29 protein-coding genes are annotated in these 24,308 nt (G+C 65.0%); 21 read left to right on the top strand and 8 right to left on the bottom strand.

From position 1 onward, the window contains the following. The first annotated feature begins 48 nt into the window (after positions 1-48). Positions 49-240: a helix-turn-helix domain-containing protein gene (locus tag AWC27_RS19110; protein WP_083114100.1), complete on the top strand. Its 192-nt coding sequence runs from the start codon at positions 49-51 to the stop codon at positions 238-240. A 6-nt stretch (positions 241-246) separates the two neighbouring features. Here the strand turns inward: AWC27_RS19110 and AWC27_RS19115 are convergent, their stop codons facing one another. Next, the gene (locus tag AWC27_RS19115; RefSeq protein ID WP_085671921.1) at positions 247-810 is read right to left on the bottom strand and encodes a TetR/AcrR family transcriptional regulator; all 564 of its coding nucleotides are present in this window, start codon (positions 808-810) and stop codon (positions 247-249) included. A gap of 10 nt (positions 811-820) precedes the next feature. Further along, positions 821-3,640 carry an aconitate hydratase gene (locus AWC27_RS19120; protein WP_139837088.1) on the bottom strand — a complete coding sequence of 940 codons (2,820 nt, stop codon included), beginning with the start codon at positions 3,638-3,640 and terminating at the stop codon, positions 821-823. 302 nt (positions 3,641-3,942) lie between these two features. Here AWC27_RS19120 and AWC27_RS19125 point away from each other — a divergent pair, with 302 nt between their 5' ends. The 6 genes from AWC27_RS19125 to AWC27_RS19150 all read left to right on the top strand — a co-directional run bounded on the left by AWC27_RS19125 (position 3,943) and on the right by AWC27_RS19150 (position 10,159). Next, complete coding sequence (locus tag AWC27_RS19125; protein WP_085671923.1) at positions 3,943-4,500, top strand: Rv1476 family membrane protein; 558 nt, start codon at positions 3,943-3,945, stop codon at positions 4,498-4,500. A 235-nt stretch (positions 4,501-4,735) separates the two neighbouring features. After that, positions 4,736-6,151: an NlpC/P60 family peptidoglycan endopeptidase RipA gene (gene ripA, locus AWC27_RS19130; RefSeq protein WP_085671924.1), complete on the top strand. Its 1,416-nt coding sequence runs from the start codon at positions 4,736-4,738 to the stop codon at positions 6,149-6,151. A gap of 9 nt (positions 6,152-6,160) precedes the next feature. Then, on the top strand, positions 6,161-6,898 hold the full coding sequence (ripB, locus tag AWC27_RS19135) for an NlpC/P60 family peptidoglycan endopeptidase RipB (RefSeq protein WP_085671925.1): 738 nt from the start codon (positions 6,161-6,163) through the stop codon (positions 6,896-6,898). A 141-nt stretch (positions 6,899-7,039) separates the two neighbouring features. Continuing rightward, entirely contained in the window at positions 7,040-8,158 is a 1,119-nt protein-coding gene (gene moxR1 / locus AWC27_RS19140; RefSeq protein ID WP_085671926.1) for a chaperone MoxR1, read from the top strand. Next, the gene (locus AWC27_RS19145; protein WP_139801714.1) at positions 8,155-9,108 is read left to right on the top strand and encodes a DUF58 domain-containing protein; all 954 of its coding nucleotides are present in this window, start codon (positions 8,155-8,157) and stop codon (positions 9,106-9,108) included. Before moxR1 ends, AWC27_RS19145 begins: the two co-directional genes overlap by 4 nt. A gap of 43 nt (positions 9,109-9,151) precedes the next feature. After that, positions 9,152-10,159 (top strand): VWA domain-containing protein, encoded by a 1,008-nt coding sequence (locus AWC27_RS19150; RefSeq protein ID WP_085671927.1) that lies wholly within the window; start codon positions 9,152-9,154, stop codon positions 10,157-10,159. A gap of 57 nt (positions 10,160-10,216) precedes the next feature. On the opposite strand, the gene AWC27_RS19155 is transcribed toward AWC27_RS19150, so the two are convergent. Continuing rightward, complete coding sequence (locus tag AWC27_RS19155) at positions 10,217-11,056, bottom strand: DUF559 domain-containing protein (protein WP_085671928.1); 840 nt, start codon at positions 11,054-11,056, stop codon at positions 10,217-10,219. Between the two features lie 151 nt (positions 11,057-11,207). On the opposite strand from AWC27_RS19155, the gene fabG1 reads away from it, so the two are divergent. Genes fabG1 through AWC27_RS19170 form a run of 3 tightly spaced genes read left to right on the top strand, consistent with a single transcriptional unit; the run spans position 11,208 to position 13,828 of the window. Continuing rightward, complete coding sequence (gene fabG1 / locus AWC27_RS19160; protein ID WP_083114092.1) at positions 11,208-11,951, top strand: 3-oxoacyl-ACP reductase FabG1; 744 nt, start codon at positions 11,208-11,210, stop codon at positions 11,949-11,951. An 18-nt stretch (positions 11,952-11,969) separates the two neighbouring features. After that, complete coding sequence (gene inhA / locus AWC27_RS19165; protein ID WP_085671929.1) at positions 11,970-12,779, top strand: NADH-dependent enoyl-ACP reductase InhA; 810 nt, start codon at positions 11,970-11,972, stop codon at positions 12,777-12,779. Between the two features lie 5 nt (positions 12,780-12,784). Continuing rightward, positions 12,785-13,828: a ferrochelatase gene (locus AWC27_RS19170; RefSeq protein WP_085671930.1), complete on the top strand. Its 1,044-nt coding sequence runs from the start codon at positions 12,785-12,787 to the stop codon at positions 13,826-13,828. Here AWC27_RS19170 and AWC27_RS19175 read toward each other — a convergent pair. Further along, positions 13,794-14,699, bottom strand: a complete 906-nt coding sequence (locus AWC27_RS19175) for a hypothetical protein (protein WP_085671949.1) — start codon at positions 14,697-14,699, stop codon at positions 13,794-13,796. The genes AWC27_RS19170 and AWC27_RS19175 overlap by 35 nt on opposite strands. A 57-nt stretch (positions 14,700-14,756) precedes the next feature. Here AWC27_RS19175 and AWC27_RS19180 point away from each other — a divergent pair, with 57 nt between their 5' ends. From AWC27_RS19180 to AWC27_RS19190, 3 genes are read left to right on the top strand one after another with little or no spacing between them, the layout of a single operon-like run. Further along, positions 14,757-15,191, top strand: a complete 435-nt coding sequence (locus tag AWC27_RS19180; protein WP_085671950.1) for an NfeD family protein — start codon at positions 14,757-14,759, stop codon at positions 15,189-15,191. A 21-nt stretch (positions 15,192-15,212) separates the two neighbouring features. Next, entirely contained in the window at positions 15,213-16,370 is a 1,158-nt protein-coding gene (locus AWC27_RS19185) for an SPFH domain-containing protein (RefSeq protein ID WP_085671931.1), read from the top strand. 9 nt (positions 16,371-16,379) lie between these two features. Continuing rightward, entirely contained in the window at positions 16,380-16,736 is a 357-nt protein-coding gene (locus tag AWC27_RS19190) for a DoxX family protein (protein ID WP_085671932.1), read from the top strand. A gap of 89 nt (positions 16,737-16,825) precedes the next feature. On the opposite strand, the gene AWC27_RS19195 is transcribed toward AWC27_RS19190, so the two are convergent. From AWC27_RS19195 to AWC27_RS30355, 4 genes are read right to left on the bottom strand one after another with little or no spacing between them, the layout of a single operon-like run. After that, entirely contained in the window at positions 16,826-17,293 is a 468-nt protein-coding gene (locus AWC27_RS19195; RefSeq protein ID WP_085671933.1) for a nitroreductase family deazaflavin-dependent oxidoreductase, read from the bottom strand. A gap of 23 nt (positions 17,294-17,316) precedes the next feature. Further along, positions 17,317-17,928, bottom strand: a complete 612-nt coding sequence (locus AWC27_RS19200; RefSeq protein WP_085671934.1) for a TetR/AcrR family transcriptional regulator — start codon at positions 17,926-17,928, stop codon at positions 17,317-17,319. A gap of 35 nt (positions 17,929-17,963) precedes the next feature. Beyond that, positions 17,964-18,482: a hypothetical protein gene (locus AWC27_RS19205; RefSeq protein WP_211281671.1), complete on the bottom strand. Its 519-nt coding sequence runs from the start codon at positions 18,480-18,482 to the stop codon at positions 17,964-17,966. Between the two features lie 49 nt (positions 18,483-18,531). Beyond that, complete coding sequence (locus tag AWC27_RS30355) at positions 18,532-18,825, bottom strand: hypothetical protein (protein WP_139837089.1); 294 nt, start codon at positions 18,823-18,825, stop codon at positions 18,532-18,534. An 86-nt stretch (positions 18,826-18,911) separates the two neighbouring features. On the opposite strand from AWC27_RS30355, the gene AWC27_RS19210 reads away from it, so the two are divergent. From AWC27_RS19210 to AWC27_RS19245, 8 genes are all read left to right on the top strand, one after another. Continuing rightward, the gene (locus AWC27_RS19210; RefSeq protein WP_085671935.1) at positions 18,912-19,640 is read left to right on the top strand and encodes a response regulator transcription factor; all 729 of its coding nucleotides are present in this window, start codon (positions 18,912-18,914) and stop codon (positions 19,638-19,640) included. After that, a complete protein-coding gene (locus tag AWC27_RS19215) occupies positions 19,637-21,106 on the top strand; it encodes a sensor histidine kinase (protein ID WP_085671936.1) in 1,470 nt (489 codons plus the stop codon). The genes AWC27_RS19210 and AWC27_RS19215 overlap by 4 nt, the downstream gene beginning before the upstream one ends. 40 nt (positions 21,107-21,146) lie before the next feature. Next, entirely contained in the window at positions 21,147-21,440 is a 294-nt protein-coding gene (locus AWC27_RS19220) for a hypothetical protein (protein WP_245847266.1), read from the top strand. A gap of 2 nt (positions 21,441-21,442) precedes the next feature. Then, positions 21,443-22,078, top strand: a complete 636-nt coding sequence (locus AWC27_RS19225) for a hypothetical protein (protein WP_085671937.1) — start codon at positions 21,443-21,445, stop codon at positions 22,076-22,078. 80 nt (positions 22,079-22,158) lie between these two features. Continuing rightward, entirely contained in the window at positions 22,159-22,620 is a 462-nt protein-coding gene (locus tag AWC27_RS19230) for a hypothetical protein (protein WP_139837090.1), read from the top strand. 32 nt (positions 22,621-22,652) lie between these two features. Further along, positions 22,653-23,048 carry a hypothetical protein gene (locus AWC27_RS19235; protein WP_085671939.1) on the top strand — a complete coding sequence of 132 codons (396 nt, stop codon included), beginning with the start codon at positions 22,653-22,655 and terminating at the stop codon, positions 23,046-23,048. A gap of 19 nt (positions 23,049-23,067) precedes the next feature. Then, a complete protein-coding gene (locus AWC27_RS19240; RefSeq protein ID WP_139837091.1) occupies positions 23,068-23,493 on the top strand; it encodes a hypothetical protein in 426 nt (141 codons plus the stop codon). A 59-nt stretch (positions 23,494-23,552) separates the two neighbouring features. Further along, positions 23,553-23,978: a hypothetical protein gene (locus tag AWC27_RS19245; RefSeq protein ID WP_139837092.1), complete on the top strand. Its 426-nt coding sequence runs from the start codon at positions 23,553-23,555 to the stop codon at positions 23,976-23,978. Positions 23,979-24,308: the final 330 nt, after the last annotated feature.

Below are 24,308 nucleotides of genomic sequence, written 5' to 3' on the forward strand. Positions count from 1 at the left end.
CGAGCGAAAGCGGCCCGTCCGGGGCGCCGGGTTCTTACGCTAAGTGCCATGCGTAAGTCGAAGAAGACGCGCGATCAGCTGATGCGCGAGTTGCGCAATGCCTACGAAGGCGGCGCCAGCATCCGCAACCTTGCTGCCACCACTGGCCGGTCCTACGGATCGGTGCACAGCATGCTGCGCGAGTCGGGTACCACGATGCGTAGTCGCGGCGGCCCCAACCACCGAGCCAGGCCGCGCTAGCCGAATCTAGCTGCGCCGCACCGAGTTCTCCACCAGATCGAGGACCGCTGAAAGCCGCCGCGGGTCTTCGCCGGACGCCAGTCGGGCCACCAATCCGTCCAGCACCAGTTCCAGGTAGGACTGCAGCACGTCACCGGGCACGTCCTCGCGCACCCGGTGTGCCTCTTTCTGCCGGCGCAGCCGATCGTGCGTCGCCGCGGCCAGGTCCGCCGAACGCTCCGCCCAGCCGCGGCTGAACTCGGGATCGTTGCGCAGCTTGCGGGCGATCTCCAATCGGGTGGCCAGCCAGTCGAACTGTTCTGGAGCGGCCAGCATGTCGCGCATCACCTGGATGAGTCCCTCGCGGGCGGCAACGTCGGCCATCCGCTCGGCATCCTCATGGGCCAGCGCGAAGAACAGCGCGTCCTTGTCGCGGAAATGGTGGAAGATCGCGCCGCGCGACATTCCGATCGCCTGCTCGAGCCGCCGGACCGTGGCTCTGTCGTAGCCGTGTTCGGCAAAGCATCGGCGAGCGCCGTCGAGGATCTGGCGGCGGCGAGCCGCCAGATGGTCCTCGCTGACTTTCGGCACGGGAAGCCGGTTAGGACTTCAGCATGTTGCGCAGCACGTACTGCAAAATGCCGCCGTTGCGGTAGTAGTCCGCTTCACCCGGGGTGTCGATGCGCACCACCGCGTCGAACTCGATCGGATCGCTACCGTCCTTGCTGGCCTTGACCTTCACCGTCTTGGGAGTCTTGCCGTTGTTGATCTCCTCGATACCGGTGATGTCGAACACCTCGGTGCCGTCCAGACCCAGCTCCTTGGCGGATTTGCCCTCGGGGAATTGCAGCGGGATGACGCCCATGCCGATCAGGTTGGACCGGTGGATGCGCTCGAACGACTCGGTGATCACCGCTCGAACCCCCAGCAGCAGAGTGCCTTTGGCCGCCCAGTCGCGCGACGAGCCCGACCCGTACTCCTTGCCGCCAAGGACCACCAGCGGAATGCCTTGCTCGGCATAGTTTTGCGCCGCGTCGTAGATGAACGCCTGCGGGGCATCATCTTTGGTGAAGTCGCGGGTGTACCCGCCGGATACGTCGTCGAGCAGTTGGTTGCGCAGCCGGATGTTGGCGAACGTGCCGCGAATCATCACCTCGTGGTTGCCGCGCCGGGAACCGAAGGAGTTGTAGTCCTTCCGTTGTACCCCGTGCTCGTCAAGGTACTTCGCTGCCGGCGTCTCCGGCTTGATGGCACCGGCGGGGGAGATGTGGTCGGTGGTGACCGAATCCCCGAGTAGCGCCAGTACCCGGGCGCCTTTGATGTCTTTGACCGGCTCAGGGTCAGCGGACATTCCCTCGAAGTACGGAGGCTTGCGCACATACGTCGAATCCGGGTCCCACTCAAAGGTGTTGCCGCTGGGCGTCGGCAGGTTCTGCCACCGCTCGTCGCCCTTGAACACGTCGGCGTAGTTCTTGGTGAACATCTCCTGGTTGATCGCCGAGGCGATGGTGTCGGACACGTCCTTCTGCGACGGCCAGATGTCCTTCAAGTAGACATCTTTGCCTTCCTTATCTACGCCCAGCGGCTCGGAGTCGAAGTCGAAGTCCATGGTTCCGGCGAGCGCGTAGGCCACGACCAACGGCGGCGACGCCAGGTAGTTCATCTTCACGTCGGGGTTGATCCGGCCCTCGAAGTTGCGGTTGCCAGAGAGCACGGCCGCGACCGAAAGGTCGTTGTCGTTTACCGCTTTTGAGATCTCCTCAGGCAGCGGGCCCGAGTTGCCGATGCACGTGGTGCAGCCGTAGCCGACGAGGTAGAAGCCGAGCTTCTCCAGATAAGGCCACAGGCCGGCCTTATCGTAGTAGTCGTTGACCACCTGCGAGCCCGGGGCCATGGTGGTCTTCACCCACGGCTTGGACGCCAGACCCTTCTCGACGGCGTTGCGGGCCAACAGCGCTGCGCCCAGCATCACCTCGGGGTTCGAGGTGTTGGTGCACGACGTGACCGCGGCGATCACCACCGCGCCGTGGTCGAGCTCGAATTCGCCGTATTCCTCGGACTTCACCGTAATCGGGTTGCTCACCCGGCCTTTGGCGTGCGCAGCCGCAGATTCGACCTTGTCGGCGTGGTCGTCGGCATGGCCGTTCGACGGCTGGCCGGGGTCGCTGGCCGGGAAGGACTCGTCGACTGTCTCGTCGAGCTTCGAGTACTCCTTCTTGTCCGGGTCGTCCCCGACGTAATCGCAAATCTGTTCGCGGAAAGTAGCTTTGGCGTCCGACAACGAGATGCGGTCCTGGGGGCGTTTCGGTCCGGCGATCGATGGGACCACGTCGGACAAGTCGAGCTCCAGGTATTCGGAGAAGGCCGGCTCGTGCTCCGGGTTGTGCCAGAGGCCTTGCTCCTTGGCGTACGCCTCGACCAGGGCCAGCTGTTCCTCGCTGCGTCCGGTGAACTTCAGATACGAGATGGTCTCTTCGTCGATCGGGAAAATCGCTGCGGTGGAACCGAATTCGGGGCTCATGTTGCCCAGGGTGGCGCGGTTGGCCAGTGGTACCTCGGCCACGCCCTGACCATAGAACTCGACGAACTTGCCCACCACCCCGTGCTTGCGCAGCATCTCGGTGACGGTCAGCACTACGTCGGTGGCGGTGACGCCCGGCTGGATCTCACCGGTGAGCTTGAAGCCGACCACCCGCGGGATGAGCATCGACACCGGCTGGCCGAGCATCGCGGCCTCGGCCTCGATGCCGCCCACGCCCCAGCCCAGCACGCCCAGGCCGTTGACCATCGTGGTGTGGCTGTCGGTGCCCACGACCGTGTCGGGGTAAGCGACGCCATCACGGTCCATCACGACGCTGGCCAGGTACTCGATGTTCACCTGGTGCACGATGCCGGTGCCCGGCGGCACCACCTTGAAGTCGCGGAAAGCGCCCTGCCCCCAGCGCAGGAACTGGTAGCGCTCACCATTGCGCTCGTACTCGATCTCGACGTTGCGCTCGAAGGCGTCCGCCCGGCCGAACAGGTCGGCGATCACCGAGTGGTCGATCACCAGGTCGGCCGGCGCCAGCGGGTTGACCTTCTCAGCCTTGCCGCCTAGATCACCAATGGCCTCACGCATGGTGGCCAGGTCGACGATGCAGGGCACGCCGGTGAAGTCCTGCATCACGACACGGGCGGGCGTGTACTGAATCTCAATGCTGGGTTCCGCGTTGGGGTCCCAGTTCGCGATCGCCTCGATGTGGTCTTTGGTGATGTTGCTGCCGTCCTCGTTGCGCAGCAGGTTTTCGGCGAGGACCTTGAGACTGTAGGGGAGTTTCTCGGTATTGGGGACGGCGTCGAGACGATAGATCTCGTAGCTCTTGTCACCGACCTTCAGGGTGTCACGGGCTCCGAACGAATTCTCCGAATCTTTGCTAGTCACATCAACTCCCAGGATTAAGTTCTTCCGTCGACGGGCCGTGCCGACGGATGCTTCGATTGCCTTCGAATGCTCGAGCCACTTTAACAGTACGCTTGTCCTGCATTGTGCGGCACGCGCAGATTGTCAGTCTTCTCTAAGGAGCGCATCTTGCAAACCCTTCAATCCGGGCGCCGCGCCGTGCCGCCGAGACATAAGCCACGCACTCCCGCGTCGGCGAGTCGTGTACCTGGCTGATATGTCGCGGAAGTAGCGCGCGGGGCGACAGGTACGGTGCTTGTTAATTCAGTTGGAGGAGCGACGCGATGACCGGCCATGAACCCCAGATCATTCCGTTTCTGCCGGCATACATTCCGCAAGACGTCGACATAAACGCGGTCAAGTCGCAAGTCGCCGCGGTCGGCGTAAGCGCACCACCGGCAGATGTGCCGGGATTGCTCGGGGTAGTCCACGAGGCGCACGACCACGGCATCGACCTCAAGATCGTCCTGCTCGACCACAACCCGCCCAACGACACACCCCTGCGCGATATCGCCACCGTCGTCGGCGCCGACTATCCCGACGCCACTGTCCTGGCGCTGAGCCCCAGCTACGTCGGCAGCTACAGCACGCACTACCCGCGGGTCACGCTGGAAGCAGGAGAGGACCATTCCAAGACGGGCAACGCGGTGCACTCGGCGCAGAACTTTTTGAATGAGTTGACTACGCCAGAGTTTCCCTGGACTGCGTTCACCATTTTCGTACTGATTGGTGTGTTGGCAGCGGCCGTCGGCACCCGCTTCCGGCAGCTGCGCAGTAGGCAGCCAGCAACATCATCGGAAACCGCCACAGTCGCGGCAGAAGAGCCGAAGACGGACATCTAACCAGGTAAAACCACTGATGCTGGTGTCGCCGCACCAGCGTGCCGCCTGTTTCGGCAAACTATTTAGATAACCGTTCGGTCACATTCATTGCACGTCCCGGGTGCACTTTGTGACATACGTTTCTTTAGCGTCAGTTGTGACGTACGGTGCAAATGATGCTTGTGATGCCTTTGGCGCTATTCAGTGAAAACTGGCGCTGTCCGTCCATTTTTGAGCCCATAGGAGACCCGAGCGAATGAGACGGACCCGCCGCAGCTCCGCTTCGCGAACGGCTGCCAGGTTTGTGCGCCCGGCGATTCCTTCGGTCGTGAGCATCGCCCTGCTGATGGGCACACCCGGGTTGGTGCACGCGGACCCGAATGCCGACGCAATGGCCGTCCTGATAGCCAATGTCGCCAAGGCCAACCAGCGCTTGGAAGACCTCAGTGCTGCGGTGCAGACGGAGCAGGAGAGCGTCAACAAGGCCATGGTCGCTGTCGAGACCGCGCGGGAAAACGCCACCGAAGCCCAACACGCGCTCGAGGTGAGCCAGCAGTCGGTCAAGGACGCCAACGACGCGATCGCCGCGGCGCAGCGCCGGTTCAACACGTTTGCGGCCGCCACCTATATGAACGGTCCGTCGGACAGCTATCTCACCGCCAAGAGCCCCGATGACATGATCGCCGCGGCGACCGCGACCCGGGCTCTGACCGCCAGCGCGCAGACGGTGATGACCAATTTGCAGCGGGCCCGGACTGAGCAGGTGAATAAGGAATCGGCGGCGCGGCTGGCCAAGGAGAAGGCTGACAAGGCCGCCGCCGATGCGAAGTCCAGTCAAGACGCCGCCGTCGCGGCGCTGACCGACACGCAGCGCACGTTCGACCAGCAGCGCGACGAGGTCAACCGACTGGCTGCCGAACGCGACGAGGCCGAAGCCAAACTCCAAGCGGCCAAACTCGTGGCCTGGACCTCCTCCGGCGGACAGGGCATGCCGCCGAACATGTGGGATACGGGATCGGGCCCGGGCGGAGGCCGCCACTGGGACGGTTGGGACCCCACGCTGCCGCAGATCCCCAGCGCCAACATTCCGGGCGACCCGATTGCGGTCGTCAACCAGGTGCTCGGGTATTCGGCGACCTCGGCGCAGGTCACCGCTCAAATGGGGCGCAATTTCCTGCAGCAGCTGGGCATCCTCAAGCCCACCGACACCGGCATCACCAATGCGGCCCCCACCGCTGCCACCCCTAGCCGGATTCCACGGGTGTACGGGCGGCAGGCTTCCGAGTATGTGATCCGGCGCGGCATGTCCCAGATCGGCGTTCCTTATTCCTGGGGCGGTGGCAACGCGGCCGGCCCCAGCCACGGAATCGACTCCGGGGCCAACATCACCGGCTTCGACTGCTCGGGTCTTGTTCTGTACTCGTTCGCCGGAGTGGGCATCAAGCTGCCGCACTACTCCGGTTCGCAGTACAACCTGGGCCGCAAGATCCCGACGTCGCAGATGCGCCGTGGCGATGTCATCTTCTACGGCCCCGGTGGTAGCCAGCACGTGACGATCTACCTCGGCGACGGTCAGATGCTCGAGGCGCCCGACATCGGTTTGAAAGTGCGTACCGCGCCGGTGCGCACCAGCGGCATGACACCCTTCGTGGTTCGCTATATCGAGTATTAACGAGGTCTTATGCGCCACAACCGATTTCGCCTGACCAACCTAGCCCGGATCACTCCCTTGGTTCTGGGGTTGGTAGCCGGGCTCGTGATCGCTGTGGCCGCTCCGGCCGACGCTGATCCCGGCGAATGGGATCCCACCCTGCCGGCAGCGGTCAGTGCAGGCGCCCCGGGAGATCCGCTGGCCGTCGCCAACGCCTCGCTGCAGGCCACCGCGCAGGCCACCCAAACCACGATCGATCTGGGCCGGCAGTTCCTCAGTGGGCTGGGTCTCGGCGGTCCGACCGCTCCCGCCGCGGCTCCCGGCGGCGGCAACACCGGCCCGAGCCGGATTCCGCGAGCCAACGGCAGGCAGGCCATCGAATACGTGATCCGGCGAGCCGGCTCACAGATGGGCGTGCCGTATTCCTGGGGCGGGGGCACGCTGGAAGGTCCCAGTAAGGGCGTTGACTCCGGTGCGGGCACCGTCGGCTTCGACTGCTCGGGCCTGATGCGCTACGCATTCGCTGGGGTAGGCGTGCTGATCCCGCGGTTTTCCGGCGACCAGTACAACGCCGGCAAGCACATCCCGCCTTCGCAGGCCAGGCGCGGCGACCTCATCTTCTACGGCCCCAACGGCAGCCAGCACGTCACCATGTACCTCGGCAACGGCCAGATGCTGGAGGCGTCGGGAAGCGCCGGCAAGGTCACTATCAGTCCGGTGCGCAAGTCCGGTATGACGCCATTCGTGACTCGGATCATCGACTACTGACCCTGGGTCTGATTTGCCAGGCGGGGATGGCGGCGTCGACGGAATCCCACAGGCCTGGAATAGTTGAACCCGGGCACGTCGCTGCCCGGTGACATTTGTCGTGTTGGCAGTCGTGTCCAAATGAGCTGTGGAGGGTTATTGATGACATCAGCAGGTGGCGGTTACCCGGGTCCGGGTGGGCAGTCGGGCCCGCCGGCTCATGAGGCACCGTCGGGTGGCGCCGACGGGCTGGCCGCCGAGGTACACACCCTGGAACGGGCGATCTTCGAGGTCAAGCGGATCATCGTGGGTCAGGACCAACTTGTGGAGCGGATGCTGGTCGGCCTGCTCGCCAAGGGACACGTGCTGCTGGAAGGTGTTCCCGGCGTCGCCAAGACGCTGGCGGTCGAGACCTTTGCGCGCGTGGTCGGCGGGACGTTTGCCCGGATCCAGTTCACGCCCGACCTGGTGCCCACCGACATCGTCGGTACTCGCATCTACCGGCAGGGCAAGGAGGAGTTCGACACCGAGCTGGGCCCGGTGGTGGTCAACTTCCTGCTCGCCGACGAGATCAACCGTGCGCCGGCGAAGGTGCAGTCCGCGCTGCTCGAGGTCATGGCCGAACGGCACGTGTCGATCGGGGGCAAGACCTTCCCGTTGCCCAGCCCGTTCCTGGTGATGGCGACGCAGAACCCGATCGAGCAGGAAGGCGTTTACCCGCTGCCCGAAGCGCAGCGCGACCGTTTCCTGTTCAAGATCAACGTCGGCTACCCGTCGCCCGAAGAAGAGCGGGAGATCATCTACCGGATGGGTGTCACCCCACCGCAGGCCAAGCAGATCCTCAACACCGGCGATCTGCTGCGGCTGCAAGGTGTTGCGGCCAATTGCTTCGTGCACCACGCGCTGGTGGACTATGTGGTTCGCGTCGTCACCGCGACCCGCCACCCCGAGCAGCTGGGTATGAACGACGTCAAGGCCTGGATCGCGTTCGGCGCCTCGCCGCGCGCCTCGCTGGGCATCATCGCGGCTTCCCGGGCGCTCGCGCTGGTCCGCGGGCGTGACTACGTCATCCCGCAGGACGTCATCGACGTCATTCCCGACGTGCTCCGGCACCGGTTGGTGCTCACCTACGACGCGCTGGCCGACGAGATCTCGTCGGAGATCGTGATCAACCGGGTGCTGCAGACGGTCGCCATGCCGCAGGTGAATGCCGTTCCGCAGCAGGGACATTCGGTGGCTCCGGTGATGCAGGGCGCCACGGTGGCGGCTGGCGGTCGGTGACAGATTCTAAGACCCCGGCCGTCGTGCATCCGCCGTCGATGCTCCGCGGCACCATCGACGATCCGAAGCTCGCGGCGGCGCTGCGCACCCTGGAGCTCACCGTCAGCCGCAAACTGGATGGCATCCTGCACGGTGATCACCTCGGCCTGATTCCCGGCCCGGGTTCGGAGCCGGGGGAGTCGCGGCTTTACCAACCCGGTGACGACGTGCGCCGGATGGACTGGGCGGTTACCGCGCGGACCACCCATCCGCATGTCCGGCAGATGATCGCCGACCGCGAGCTGGAGACCTGGCTGGTGGTCGACATGTCGGCCAGCCTGGACTTCGGCACCGCCGTCTGTGAGAAGCGCGACCTGGCGGTGGCGGCCGCGGCGGCCATCTCCTTCCTCAACGTGGGCGGTGGCAACCGACTCGGCGCGCTGATTTCCAACGGCGCCAACACCATTCGCGTTCCGGCGCGTTCGGGTCGAGAGCATGTGCACACCATGTTGCGTACCATCGCGACCACTCCCAAGGCGCCCACGGGGGTACGTGGCGACTTGGCCGCCACCATCGACGCGCTGCGCCGGCCGGAACGCCGTCGCGGGATGGCCGTGATCATCAGCGACTTTCTCGGGCCGATCAACTGGATGCGGCCACTGCGCGCGATCGCGGCCCGCCACGAGGTGCTGGCCATCGAGGTCCTCGATCCGCGCGACGTCGAATTGCCCGACATCGGCGACGTGGTCCTGCAGGACGCCGAGTCCGGGGCGGTTCGCGAATTCACCATCGACGCCCAGTTGCAGACCGACTTCGCCAGAGCCGCCGCGGCGCACCGTGCCGACGTGGCCCGCACAATTCGCGGTTGCGGCGCGCCGGTGATGACACTTCGCACCGACCGCGACTGGATCGGCGACATCGTGCGTTTCGTCTCCTCCCGCCGGCGCGGGGCAATGGCGGGGCGCCGGTGACGGATACAAACAGGACAGGCACAAACAGGATGACGGGTCTGTTATGACGTTGCCGTTGCTCGGGCCGATGACGCTGTCCGGCTTCGAACACTCGTGGTTCTTTCTGTTTCTTTTCGCCGTCGCCGGGCTGATCGCGCTTTACATCGTGCTGCAGCTCGCCCGGCAACGACGTATGTTGCGGTTCGCCAACATGGAATTGCTGGAGAGCGTGGCGCCCAAGCGCCCCTCGCGGTGGCGGCATATCCCGGCGATTCTGTTGACCCTGGCGCTGGTGTTGTTCACCATCGCGATGGCCGGGCCGACGAACGACGTCCGCATTCCGCGCAACCGCGCGGTGGTGATGCTGGTGATCGACGTGTCGCAGTCGATGCGGGCCACCGATGTCGAGCCCAATCGGATGGCCGCCGCGCAGGAGGCCGCCAAGCAGTTCGCCGGCGAGCTGACCCCGGGTATCAACCTCGGCCTCATCGCCTATGCGGGGACTGCGACGGTGCTGGTGTCGCCGACGACCAACCGTGATGCGACCAAGGCCGCACTCGACAAGCTGCAGTTCGCCGACCGCACCGCGACCGGCGAGGCCATTTTCACCGCTCTGCAGGCCATCGCGACCGTCGGCGCGGTCATTGGTGGCGGCGACACACCGCCGCCGGCGCGCATCGTGTTGTTCTCGGACGGCAAGGAGACGATGCCGACCAACCCGGACAACCCCAAGGGCGCCTACACCGCCGCGCGCACCGCCAAGGACCAGGGCGTGCCGATCTCGACTATCTCGTTCGGCACCCCCTATGGTTTCGTCGAAATCAACGACCAGCGCCAGCCGGTGCCCGTCGACGACGAGACGATGAAGAAGGTCGCTCAGCTGTCCGGCGGCAATTCCTACAACGCTGCGACCCTGGCGGAGCTGAAGGCTGTCTACGCGTCGCTGCAACAGCAGATCGGCTACGAGACGATCAAGGGTGACGCGAGTGTGGGCTGGCTGCGGCTCGGTGCGCTGGTTCTGGCGCTCGCGGGCCTGGCCGCGCTGCTGATCAACCGCCGCTTGCCGACCTAGCCTTGCTCGGCGAGCGTAACGCCACCGCGACATCCGACCCGGATTTTCGCAGCACCGTTACGCTCGTCGCGCTCGCGCCTCGTGGACCCGGCGGATGATGTCGGTCGGATGGTCTTCGGCGATGACCCGGACGACGATCCAGCCCATGGCTTCGAGCTTTTCCAGGCGGCGGATGTCCTTTGCGTATTGGTAGCGGCTGGACCGATGATGATCGCCGTCGTACTCGACCGCGACTTTGATCTCCTCCCAGCCCATATCCAAATACGCTTCCGCCCAACCCCATACGTTGCGCACCGCGATCTGTGTCTGCGGCGGGGGAAATCCAGCCTTCCGCAATAGCAGGCGCAGCCAGGTTTCCTTTGGCGACTGCGCCCCGCCGTCTACCAATTCGAGGGCGGCTCTGGCGGCCTTCATTCCCCGTCGACCGGCATAGCGGTCCATCAAGAGTTCGACCTCGACCAGCTTGAGGTCGGTCGCCTGCATGAGTGCGTCGACAGCGGTGACAGCGAGGCCGAGCTGACATCTCCTGGCGAGGTCAAGCGCGGTCCGGGGTGGGGTGGTCACGCGTATGCCGTCGATCAGGGTGATCTCGTCGTCGCCGATGCGCTCCTCCCAAACCTGTACGCCGGTGGCCGGGCGGCGGTTGGTGTCGATGATCGCCGCGGGCAGCGTCGCGTCGATCCATTTGGCACGGTGTAGGGCAGCGGCTGAGAAGCCAGCGAGGATGCCGCGCCGCCGCGAACGCAGCCAGCACGCCTTTGCACGCAATATCGGCGTCAGCTCGACGGCGCGTGGCAGGTATATGTCCCGATGCAGCGCAACATAGCGACTGCGCAGCTCATAGGGGGTTAATGCACCGGATGCTATGGCCTCGCTGCCCAGAAATGGGTCAGTCATGGCGAAAGTGTGCCGACACCGACCGACAGTCCGCGCCAGCGTAACGCCACTGCGAAATCGGCAGCCCGATGTCGCAGCCACGTTACATTCGCGCGGGTAGTGAGCGGGAGCCGATTTCGGCGCTGCGGCGCCAAGACGATAGGTTGTCGGGGTGACTGACACAGCCACCGATGGCGGCAAACCCGCATTCGTCTCCCGTTCAGTACTGGTCACCGGCGGAAACCGGGGGATCGGTTTGGCGATCGCGCAGCGGCTGGCCGCCGACGGCCACAAGGTTGCCGTCACGCACCGCGGATCGGGAGCGCCCGAGGGACTGTTCGGCGTCGAGTGTGACGTCACCGACAACGACGCCGTCGACCGCGCTTTCAAAGAGGTCGAGGAACACCAGGGTCCGGTCGAGGTCCTGGTGTCCAATGCCGGCCTGTCTGCGGACGCGTTCCTCATTCGGATGACCGAGGAGCGCTTCGAGAAGGTCATCGATGCCAACCTCACCGGGGCGTTCCGGGTGGCTCAGCGCGCATCGCGCAGCATGCAGCGAAAGAAGTTCGGCCGATTGATCTTCATCGGTTCGGTCTCCGGTAGCTGGGGCATCGGCAACCAGGCCAACTACGCCGCCTCCAAGGCCGGTGTGATCGGCATGGCCCGCTCGATCGCGCGGGAGCTGTCGAAGGTCAACGTGACCGCGAATGTGGTTGCCCCGGGCTACATCGACACGGATATGACGCGCGCACTGGACGAGCGGATTCAGGCGGGGGCATTGGAATTCATCCCGGCGAAGCGGGTTGGCACCGCCGCCGAGGTCGCCGGCGTGGTCAGCTTCTTGGCTTCGGAGGACGCGAGTTACATCTCCGGTGCGGTCATCCCGGTCGATGGCGGCATGGGTATGGGCCACTAACGAAAAGCAAGGACGGACATGGCAGGACTGCTCGAAGGCAAACGGATCCTCGTCAGCGGGATCATCACCGACTCGTCGATCGCTTTCCACATCGCGCGGGTGGCCCAGGAACAGGGCGCCCAACTGGTGTTGACCGGATTCGACCGGTTGCGGCTGATCCAGCGCATCGTGGACCGGCTGCCGGAGAAGGCGCCGCTCATCGAACTCGACGTGCAGAACGAAGAGCACCTGGCCAGCCTGGCCGGCCGGGTGACCGAAGTCATCGGTGAGGGCAACAAGCTGGACGGCGTGGTGCACTCGATCGGCTTTATGCCGCAGACCGGCATGGGCATCAACCCGTTCTTCGATGCGCCTTACGAGGACGTCTCCAAGGGCATCCATATCTCCGCCTACTCCTACGCATCCCTGGCCAAAGCGACGCTGCCGATCATGAACTCCGGGGGCTCCATTGTCGGCATGGACTTCGACCCGAGCCGGGCGATGCCGGCCTACAACTGGATGACGGTCGCCAAGAGCGCGCTGGAGTCGGTGAACCGCTTCGTGGCACGCGAGGCCGGCAAATACGGTGTGCGCTCGAATCTTGTTGCCGCAGGACCGATCCGGACGCTGGCCATGGCCGCTATCGTCGGAGGCGCACTCGGCGAGGAGGCGGGCGCGCAAATACAGCTACTCGAAGAGGGCTGGGATCAGCGCGCTCCGGTCGGCTGGAACATGAAAGACCCGACGCCGGTCGCCAAGACGGTGTGCGCACTGCTTTCGGACTGGCTGCCGGCCACCACCGGCGACATCATCTTCGCCGACGGCGGCGCACACACGCAGTTGCTCTAACTCGCATGGAGTTTGATGCGATCCTGCTGCTGTCCTTCGGCGGCCCCGAGGGGCCCGAGCAGGTGCGGCCGTTCCTGGATAACGTCACCCGCGGCAGAAACGTGCCGCCCGAGCGGCTGGATGCGGTGGCCGAGCACTACCTGCATTTCGGTGGGGTATCACCGATCAACGGAATCAACCGCGCGCTGATCGCCGAGCTGGAAGCCGAACAGCAGCTGCCGGTCTACTTCGGCAACCGCAATTGGGCACCCTACGTCGAAGACGCCGTTGCGGCTATGCGAGACAACGGTGTTCGCCGTGCCGCGGTGTTCACTACGTCGGCGTGGAGTGGCTATTCCAGCTGCACACAGTACGTCGAGGACATTGCGCGAGCACGTGCGGCGGCCGGCTCGCAAGCGCCTGAAATGGTCAAGCTGCGACCGTATTTCGACCATCCGCTCTTCGTCGAGATGTTCGCCGACGCCGTGGCGGCCGCTGCCTGCCGGGTACCGCCCGATGCCCGGTTGGTGTTCACCGCACATTCGATTCCGCTGGCCGCCGATCAGCGCTGTGGCCCTAATCTGTACAGCCGCCAAGTAGGTTATGCCGCAAGGCTGGTCGCCGCCGCTGCCGGTTGTGCCGAATACGACTTGGTCTGGCAGTCTCGCTCGGGGCCGCCGCAGGTCCCGTGGCTGGAACCCGATGTTGCCGACCACCTCCAGGCGTTATCCGACGCGGGCACCGATGCTGTAATCGTCTGTCCCATAGGATTTGTCGCCGACCACATCGAAGTGGTGTGGGACCTCGACCACGAACTGCGATTGCAGGCCGAGGCCCTGGACATGAAGTTCGCCCGGGCCGGGACACCCAATGCCGATCGGCGGTTCGCCCGCCTGGCCGCCGATTTGGTCGACGAACTGCGTTACGGGCGTGAGCCTTTGCGGGTGCAAGGCCACGATCCGGTGCCCGGCTGCCTTGCCAGTGTGGACGGCCAGCCGTGTCGTCCGCCGCACTGCGTGGCGCGAGAAGCCGAGATCAGTCGGCCCACGCCGAGTGCAGGATCGCGGTGATTGCGGCCATCCGTGCCGAGCGCACCACGGCGGTCAGCGGCCGGAGCGCATCGGTGGCAATCTGACCTTGCGAGGCGGATTGCAGCACATTCGAGCCGGGTGATCGGCTCAACCCGGCGCTGACGGTGATAATCGCGTCGACGTGTGCGGCGTTCTCGAGCACCCGCATTGCGCGCGATGGGGCATGGTCGGGAATCGGGTGTTGCCGTGAGGATTCCAGCAGCTGTTCGACCAGGCCGCGCGGATTGGCGACATCGGTGGCTGCCGATCCCAGCCCGATGGCGCTCAACGCATCGGCCGCCGAGCGAACGGCTGACCGCAGTGCGTATTCGGCATCGCCGAGTTCGTGGTGGTCGAGTACCGGCGCGCCGGGCAGGGAGTACACGATCCAAGACAGAGCGGACAATTCGGGCAGGTTCAGCTCCCCGTCGGCGGTTGCGTCGGTTTCGTCGAGATCGCTGTAGGAGAACTCCGGGACAAGCCCGATTGCGCTGCCGGGATCATCAGGATTGGTGATGATCACCGCCTCACCTGCGGCCAGAGCGTCGCGCTCGAACTGCGTTCCGGCAAAAAGCCCACGGACGTCGCCGGGCACCGGCAATACGACGTTGATCGTCCCGCGCAGCCGTCCCGGTTCGGACAGCGCATTGCGTCCCACTGCGGCACGCAGGGTCTGCAATAGTGACACGGTGCCGACGTCGTGCACGTCGGGCCACGGCAGTCCGGTGTGACCTGCAGCCACGGCGTCGTATGCGGTCACGGATTGTGTTGGGGCCCAAAGAGATAGCGCGTCCAAAATGTCGTCGGGCGCAGCCTTGCCCGCGAGCCAGGCGTTGGCCCACATCGACAGCGAAACACTGGGACACCACATGATCTCGCAGTGTAGTTGCTCGCCGCCATCGTGGCGGATCACGCGTATCCTGTGCGCATGTCCGTGGCGCTGATTTGGTTGATCGCGGCGTTGGTGCTGGCCGGTGCGGAGGCGCTCACCGGCGACATGTTCTTGTTGATGCTCGGCGGCGGTGCCCTGGCGGCGGCCGGAAGCAGCTGGTTGATGGATTGGCCGGTATGGGCTGACGGGCTGGTATTTCTCATCGTCTCGCTGCTGCTGCTGGTACTGGTGCGGCCCACGTTGCGCAGACGGCTGACTCCGGCCAAGGGAGTCCTGATGGGAGTCAAGGCGCTGGAGGGCAAGAACGCGTTGGTGCTTGATCGGGTGGCCCGCGATGAGGGCCAGGTGAAGCTCGACGGTCAGGTGTGGACAGCGCGCCCGCTGAACGAGGGTGATGTATACGAGCCCGGCCAGCAGGTAACCGTCGTGCACATCGACGGCGCCACCGCCGTGGTCTTCAAAAACGGATAGTGCTTCGAGAAAGGAACTCCCGTGCAAGGTGCGGTAGCTGGTTTAGTGTTGCTGGCCGTCCTGGTGATCTTTGCGATCGTCGTGGTGGCTAAATCGGTTGCGCTTATCCCGCAGGCCGAGGCCGCGGTGATCGAACGGCTGGGCAGATACAGCCGCACGGTTAGCGGCCAGCTGACGTTGTTGGTGCCTTTCATCGACCGCGTCCGCGCGAGAGTGGACCTGCGCGAACGGGTGGTGTCGTTCCCGCCGCAGCCGGTGATCACCGAGGACAACCTGACCCTGAACATCGACACCGTGGTCTATTTCCAGGTCACGGTCCCGCAGGCGGCCGTCTATGAGATCAGCAACTACATCGTGGGCGTGGAACAGCTCACCACCACCACGCTGCGTAACGTCGTCGGCGGCATGACGCTGGAGCAGACGCTGACCTCTCGTGACCAGATCAACGCTCAATTGCGTGGCGTGCTCGACGAGGCGACGGGCCGGTGGGGCCTGCGGGTCGCGCGTGTGGAGCTGCGCAGCATCGACCCGCCGCCGTCGATTCAGGCCTCGATGGAAAAGCAGATGAAGGCCGACCGGGAAAAGCGCGCGATGATTCTGACGGCTGAGGGCACCCGGCAGGCGGCGATCATGCAGGCGGAGGGTCAGAAGACGTCCCAGATCCTGGCCGCTGAGGGGGCCAAGCAGGCCGCGATCCTGAGCGCCGAAGCCGACCGGCAGTCCCGGGTGCTGCGCGCGCAGGGAGAACGAGCGGCCGCTTATCTGCGGGCCCAGGGGCAGGCCAAGGCCATTGAAAAGACGTTTGCCGCGATCAAGGCCGGTCGTCCGACCCCGGAAATGCTCGCCTATCAGTACCTGCAGACGCTGCCGGAGATGGCGCGCGGTGACGCAAACAAGGTGTGGGTAGTTCCCAGCGATTTCAGTGCGGCGTTGCAAGGGTTCACCCGGCTGCTCGGCACACCGGGTGAGGACGGTGTATTCCGGTTCGAGCCGTCGCCGGTCGATGACGTCCCAAAGCATGCCTCCGACGATGACGATGCCGAGGTCGCCGACTGGTTTTCCACGGACTCCGATCCCGCGATCGCCCAGACCCCGCCCGTCAGTGGGGCAAAGACAGACGTGTTCTCCCGCAAACCGGTCGATGGCGCCTTTGGAGCACCGCCCGAGCTGAGTCAATAGGCTTCGCCGATGAGCGCTCTGACTTCACCGAAAACCTATGCGGCACTTGCTGTTTTTCAGGTCGGCGATGCGGTGGCATGCGCGATACCGCTTTCGTATATCGCCAAGACCTTGGACGATCTGGGAGTTCCGGAAGCCGTCCGCCCGGTCCTGCCCGTGGTAAAGGTCTTCTCGGCGATCGGTTTGTTGTCGGTTGGCCGGTTCCCTCTACTGGCCAGGTTGACCACGGCGATGCTGACGTTGTACTTCGTCTTGGCCGTGGCCGCGCACATCCGGGTGCGCGACAAAGTGGTCAATGCCCTTCCCGCGGCGTCATTTCTGACGACGTATGCGCTGATGACGGTGCAAGGGCCCGAGCGCGACTAGTGGTGCCCGGCTGCGCCGCGCTTGCGATCGCCACTGGTCTCGATGGTGGCGACCCGCGGCGCCCGGCTGCGCCGCGCTTGCGATCGCCACTAGACCAGGCGCAGCTCGACCATCGGCAGTGGCGCTCCACTGTCGGTGATCGGAGTACCGAGCGTCTGCTCGAGCACTGGTTTGAACCGTTCCCACCAACCAGCATGGCGGCTGCGATAGCTCGCCAGTACGCGGTCGACCTGTTCCTGATCGAGAACCCGTGCGGTGGCCGGGACGGGCCGGTGGCTGCCGGCGTAGACGCGCACGCGCGGGTTGGCCTGAATGTTGCGGAACCACTGAGCTTTTCGTCCGAAGCCCGACGCCACGACGTAAGTGTCGGGAGCGGGGTGATCGACGACTTCCAAAACGGCATTGCGTCGTGCACCCGACTTGCGACCGATGTGTTCGAGCATCAATGTCCGAGACCCGAGCAGCGCGCCGGCGCGCGCCTTATAGATCCAGATCGGGGCGCGCACGAGCGGACGGGACCGCAGCAGCCGTGCGCCGGTCGTAGCCAATCGTGACATCCTTGCCTCCCTTATTCCGTACGTCAGGTGCTGACGAGGCCGTCGCGGTAGATCGCGAACACCTCGCCGGCCCAGCGCCGCATTCCCGCCTCCGAAAGCGGATCGACGCCGAGTACTTCGGCTAACCGGGGGCGCAACGTCAGCACCGCCAGATCATTAACCAGCAGGAAGGCCGCCCGTACCGCCGAATCCGATCCGGCACTTGCGGTTCCGGCGGCAACCATCTCGTCGAGAGTTTGTTCACTCAGCCGAAACAGGCGCTCGAAGAGGGCCGATCCTGCCGGACCGCCCTCGATCAGCATCCGGCTCAGATACGCCGGAATCGCGGACTCCGGCGGCAAAAGGGTGGCCAGGCCGTCGAGCAGGCTGGGCACTGCGTCCTGGTCGAGCCCGGCGGTCTGCTCGGTGATGTTGGTCAGCAGCGCCTCGAAGGTCGCGACGACGTGTGCGTCGACCGCCTCGATCAACCCATCTTTTGAGCCGTAATGCCGGATCAACAAGGGTGCAGACACGCCCGCCGCGGCCGCGATGTCGCGCATCGTGACCGCGGCGGGACCGCGTTCAGCGAACAGCCGTAGCGCCTCGTCGCGGATCCGTGCTCGCGCTGTTCGATCGTCCGATTGAGGTGAACGCATGTTTACAATCATAAACAAGCGTTCACCTCGGGCGCTTACCTGGGTGGCGTTCCCGGGGTTCCTGGAGTTCCTGGAGTACTAGCCGGTGGCGTCGGCGCCGGTGCTGCCGGGCCGCCAGGTCCCTGACCAGGTGCTCCCGGCGGCGGTGCCATGGGCGGACGGCCAGCACCGGGCATGCCCGGGGGCGGGCCAAACCGGAACGCAGGGCCTCCCGGGGCACCGGGCATTGGAGGCGGTCCGCCCTGCATGGGTCCTGGCGGCATGCCCACTCCGGGTGGCGGCCCGTGATGCCAGGCCATCTGCGGCCCACCCGGACCCATCGGGCCCGGGGGCGGAGGCGGCCCGAACGCGAAAACCCACAGGAAAAGCGACGTCGCCGCACTACCGAGTGCGCCGACGATCACGCCGCCCACTCCAGCACCAACGAGTGCGGATGTGGAGTGTCGGCGGCGCGGACGGTCTGGCGCTATGACCGGTGCGGGATTGGCGACGGCGCCTTGGTCTGCGGCCGGGGTGCCGATATTCGGATTGGTATCGGTGTTTTCCGTGGTCATGCAGGTGACCGTAGAGAGCGAACTTGAAGTGGATCTGAAGAAGATCCAGTCAGCGCGGCGGCAACGGCGGCGCCGGCGGTGCCGGCAAGCCACCCGGAGCGGGGATGGGTGCGGTTGTCGACGGGCCGGGTTGGGGCGGGGGATAGCTCACCGGCGCCGTTGACAATTGCGGGTAGGGAGGCGGGGGCAGCTCGACGCGAACCTTCAGAGTCAGCCCGGTCAATACGAATGTGACGAGCGCGCCGATCGCCAACCCCAGTACCCCCGCACCGACCACTACCCCGGTGGAATGGCGCCGGCTGGAAATGGGTGGTGGGGGCGGGTTGGTGTTACCTGAAGTCATGTCTATCCCCACGTCGTCGGACTTGAGTAATGAAGAAACTAGCCTGCTTCAGGCATATCTCAGAACAAGGCGTTAACAATGAAGCCATGACCGATGGTTCGCGCGCACGGTCGGCCGGCGCTCGCGTCGATCAATTCAGTGTCGGTGCACCCCGGGTTCTGGTCGTCGAGGATTCCGAGACGATCCGTGAAATGGTCAGCGAGGCGTTGGCCGATGGTGGCTATCACACCGAAACGCGCTGCGATGGAACAGGACTGGAAGAAGTTCTGGAAGGGATGCGGCCGGACCTGGTGGTGCTCGACGTGATGTTGCCCGGCCGGGACGGCTTCGCGCTCATCGACGTCATCCGTGAGTGGGCCGACATCGGCATCGTGTTGATCACCGCCCGCGACGGTCTGCCGGACCGGTTACGGGGCCTCGACGGCGGAGCCGACGACTACGTCGTCAAACCGTTCGAACTCGCCGAACTGGTGTCGCGGGTCGGGGCGGTGTTGCGTCGTCGGGGCCGGTTGCCGCAAGTGATTCAAATGGGCGATCTGATGCTGGACGTCGACGCTGGTGTGGCCGCGCGCGACGGACACCGGTTGGACTTGACCGCCACCGAATTGCGGTTGCTGCATTTCCTGGTGGAGCAACGCGGCCGGATCGTCAGCGCCGGCCAGATCCTCAACGCGGTGTGGGGATATGACGCGTATGACCCCAACCTGGTGCAGGTCCACGTCAGCAGTTTGCGACGCAAGCTCGAGGCGCACGGGCCGCGGATTCTGCACACCGTGCGCGGCCTGGGCTACCGATTGCAACCGCAGCGCTCATGACGCCGGAGTCGGCGACTCGCACCCCGTCGCTGCAGCGCCGGGTGGTGCTGATGGTGATTGCGCTGTTGGCACTGCTGCTGGTGGTGCTCGGTTTCACCATCGACGTGAGCCTGGGATTGCAGGCCCGGCGAAGTCTGCACGATCGGCTGCTGGCGGCCACATCGCGCGCGGATGCGTTGAGCGCCGCCAACACGCCACCCGAGTTGCTGGCCGCTCAACTCAACGGCGGCAGTGTGCGGGCGCTCCTGGTCACCGCCGACGGCAACACCTACGGCGATCGCAGCATCAGTCCCGATACCCAGGCCGGCCCAGCCGTTCCGGTGTTGCCCGGCTACCCGCCTCCGCTTCCACCGGGCCGGCCACCCGGCCCGCCGCCGCTACCTCCACCGGGGCCGCCACCCGGATTGCCGCCGGACGCCACGGCAACCGCTGTGGTGCATCATTTGCCGGAGGGTTCCCGAGTCATCCTGGTCGCCGACACCACACAGACCACTCAAGTAACCCGTCAACTGCGGCAACTGATGTTCGCCGCGGGGTTGGTGACCCTGATAGTGGCGGCCGTGCTGTTAGTCGCGGTCAGCCGGGCCGCGCTGCGGCCGCTGGACCGGCTCACCGCGCTGGCCCAAGACATCACCACCGGCGATCGCGGTCGCCGCCTGCGTCCAGATCGCACCGACACCGAACTTGGCCGTGCCGCAAGAGCTTTCGATGGAATGCTGGACGCGCTGGAACACTCCGAACTACGTGCCCAGCAGGCTGCGCAAGCCGCACAACGCGCCGAGGCCGCGACCCGGCAGTTCCTGGTGGACGCGGCCCACGAGTTGCGCACGCCGATCGCGGGCATCCAGGCCGCTGCCGAACAACTCGCTGCGAGCGCCGGTCAGCACGAGTCCGATCCCGAGGCGCGTGGTCAATACCGGCGCGCTAGCTTGCTGCAATCCGACGCCCGGCGCGCCGGACGGCTGGTCGCCGACATGCTCGATCTCAGCCGGATCGATGCGGGGCTGCCACTGGATATTCGACAGACCGACCTGGGCGCGATCGTCGACGCCGAGGTGCAGCGAACGGCCATGCTGGCACCGCAGCTAAGCGTTGCCCGAACTGGCCTGACCAACCTGACGGTCGCGGCCGATCCCACCCGGGTGGCCCAGATTCTGTCCAACCTGCTCGACAATGCCCGCAGGTATACGCCGCCGGGTGGAGCCATCATCATCGATCTGGGCACGCGGGGGGCTGCCGTCGAACTCACCGTTACCGATACCGGGCCCGGCGTCCCCGACGGCGAACATGGCCGCATCTTCGAACGTTTGGTGCGCCTGGATGCCGGACGTGCCCGCGATCACGGCGGGGCGGGCCTGGGCTTGCCGATCGCGCGGGCGCTGGCCCGTGCACACGGTGGCGAGCTGGAGTGCCTACCGCACGATGGCGGCGCACGGTTCCGGCTGACGTTGCCGGCGAGCCATTAGTGAATAGCGCAAGCGGACCGCGACATTTACGCTCCCTGGCGTGAATCAAGTGTTGCGCGTCGATACCACTGCGCTGCAGGTGATGTCGAGTCGCTGGCACGCACTTATCGGCGACCTGAGCGGTGGTACGTCCCCGTCCCTGTTGGGCTTGTCGTGCCAGGCCAGTTCGGCTGCGGTGAGGGCTGCCAACGCCGACATCGCGGCTTTTAAGACAGCACTGGTCGTTCAGGCGCGCGCCCGCGCTTTGGAAGTCGCCGAGGCCGATAGCCGCTATGTCCGCAATGAACTGAGCGCTGCTGACGAGTTGGCCACGGTAGTTGTAGGGGACGCCTAGCTATGGCGGTTGTAGGTGCGCTTCCGAGTCTTTCCGAGCTGATGTCTTGGCCCATCGAGCATCTCACTGATGCGGCCGCTTATTGGCAGGACGCCGGCTCGCGGTGCTATGCGGCATTCGACCAAATTCGGCGGGATTCGGTATCGATCGATTGGCAGGGTGAAGCCGCTGAGAGGTTGCGGTCTCGCACCTTCGCCGATGAAGCGATCGTCAGCGGGGTGCGCGAGCAGCTGGTGATGGCGGTCAAAGTTGCGCGCATCGCTGCGACGGAGTTGTATGCATCCCGCTCCCGTATGCAGTATGCGGTCGAGGATGCCCATGCTGCGGGCTTCGTGGTCGGCGAAGACCTGTCGTTGACCGATCAATTGGTTTGGAGCACAGCTGCCGAACAAGCGGCCCGGCGAGCCGATGCGGAGGCGCTACTAGCCGACATTGATTTGCGCGCAGGCAACTGGTCGGCTTGGACCGACAGATCGCAGCTCGTATCACCGGTGCCGTCGCCGGAATCGCCAGTATCACTTTCCAGCACGGTGGGCCCAAGCCCGCGGTACGCCCGGTTGACTTCCGCACTCCGATTCCACAACGGCCGAAAGTCGAGCCGCAACCTCCACCCGGTGGCTGGAGTAGTGATCCGCTGACTAGGGCCGCGGAGAAGATTGCCTACGGGCATGCTGACAAGCACCTCGGAGAATTCTGGGGAGGAGCGACGAGGGAGGAGTTGGCTGACATCGTCAAAGACATGTTCCGGCGAAACTTCGAGGACCCAGGCAGTCTCGTCATCGGGCGCACCTCGGACGGGGCGCCCGCTCTCTACGATCCGAAAACGAACGTGCTCATAATTCGCGATCCGAAAGCACTTGATGCCGGAACGGTATACCGGCCGAAGAGGTTTCAAGCGTACGTGGACGACAAGGTGCCCATTAGGGTCACCTCGATACCGCGCGGCGAACTTCAGGATGCGTTTCCGCGCGCGGCAGGTACTACTGCGCCACGGCCGGTTGAGCCACCCGGCAGACCCGCGCCGGTTCCGGTGGAACCGCTTCCCCGGGGTTTCGGCGGCGGTCCGCTGCCGCCTGAATCCATCCCGCACCCAGTGCAGCCGCCTCACAGTCACCACGGCCTGCCGGTTTTCGGCAAAGACGAACTGCCCGATCTCGATGAATTTACCGGGGCACAGTGACTCTACGAGCCTCTGAGAGGAGACACTCACTCGTGACCGACATTCCCCTCGTCGCCATCGATCTCGATGACGATGAACGCCGATTCATGGTCGAAGCTTTGAACGAGTACTTCGGGGCGGCAAAACGGGCCGTACCTTTCCTCTCGTCATCGCTCGGCGCTTCTAGCGATGACGAATTCCGCGCCCTGGTGTGGCGATTGCTCGAGGCCATCGACAACGGACAACCGCTCTCCGAGCTCGACTGGTCGCGTGCGCTGTTTCTCGCCGAAATCTCCTGGGCCAGTGATCTAGTCGGTTCCGGTCTTGACTTCGCGACCAGATTTCGCGATGAGGACGCGGTGGAATTGGTGCGCTCGGTCCAGCGCAAGACCGTAACCCCGCGGCGGTACAACTTGCTCCGCGACAACGCAAAGATTGTGGCGAACTAAAGCAAAGACTGGAATGTTCATGACTGAATCAGAACTTGGCGCGGTTGACCTCAGTGCGGATGAGCGCATGCTCATCATTCACGGTCTCAATGAGTATCGCGGTTCGGCGCACCGGGCTATGCCCATGATGGCTCCGCTCGTCGGCTTGTCCACCATTGAAGAATTTCGCGCATTACTTCAGCGACTGATAGAGAGTGTGGAAAGCAGGGAGCCCCTCTGTGACCTCGACTGGGCGCGCGCGCTCTTTCTCACCGAAATATCTTGGGCTAGCGACGTAGTCGGATCCGGGCTCGACTTCGCGACCAACATCCGCGACGAGCGGGCCGCGCCGCTGTTGCGCTCAATCCAGCGGAAGGTCAGCACCTACAAGCGCTTTGTGCTGCTTCGCGACAGTGCCCGGGCAGTGGCCGGCGGCCCCGCCGCCGGAGGAGCGACTACAAGGTAACGGCAGGCTCCGCGACAACGCAAAGATTGTGGCGAACTAAAGCAAAGACTGGAATGTTCATGACTGAATCTGATCTCGTCGCTATCGATCTCACCGAGGATGAGCGCTTGCTCATGCTCCATGGACTCAACGAATACTGGGGTTCGGCGGCTAGGGCCGACACGCTGATGGCTCCGCTCGTCGGCTTGTCTACAACCGGCGAATTCGACGCGCTGATAGGCCGATTGAAGGACGCCATCGGCGGAAGAGTGCCATTGTCTAACCTGGACTGGGCGCGCGCGCTGTTTCTTACCGAAATATCTTGGGCCAGCGACGTAGTCGGATCCGGGCTCGACTTTGCGACCAACATCCGCGACGAGCGGGCCGCACCGCTGTTGCGCTCAATCCAGCGGAAGGTCAGCACCTACGAGCGGTTTGTGCTGCTTCGCGACAGTGCCCGGGCAGTGGCCGGCGGCCCCGCCGCCGGAGGAGCGACTACAACGTAACGGCAGGCTCGAGAACCGGCTCGGCGTCGATGCTGGACGTCGACGCCGGTGTGGCCGCGCGCGATAGCTGGAGTGTCTATCGCACGACGGCGGCGCAGGGTTCCGGCTCACGTCGTAGGTGAGCCTTTAGTAGCGCCGAACTCTAACCACGTTGGTAACCGCTAATGCCCTGTTCAAGGCCTTTTCGAGCGGGTTAGCCAGGAATTCCGGAGTGCCCGGCGGTGCCGTTCGGGCCGACGCCTCCCGCCTTGGCGTCAGCGCCTGGATGGCCGTCGGGGATGCCGTTGCCGCTATGGCCACCCAAACCGGGCTGGCCGGCGGCCGCACCGC

Source organism: Mycobacterium szulgai (assembly GCF_002116635.1).
GTDB classification, from domain to species: Bacteria; Actinomycetota; Actinomycetes; order Mycobacteriales; family Mycobacteriaceae; genus Mycobacterium; species Mycobacterium szulgai.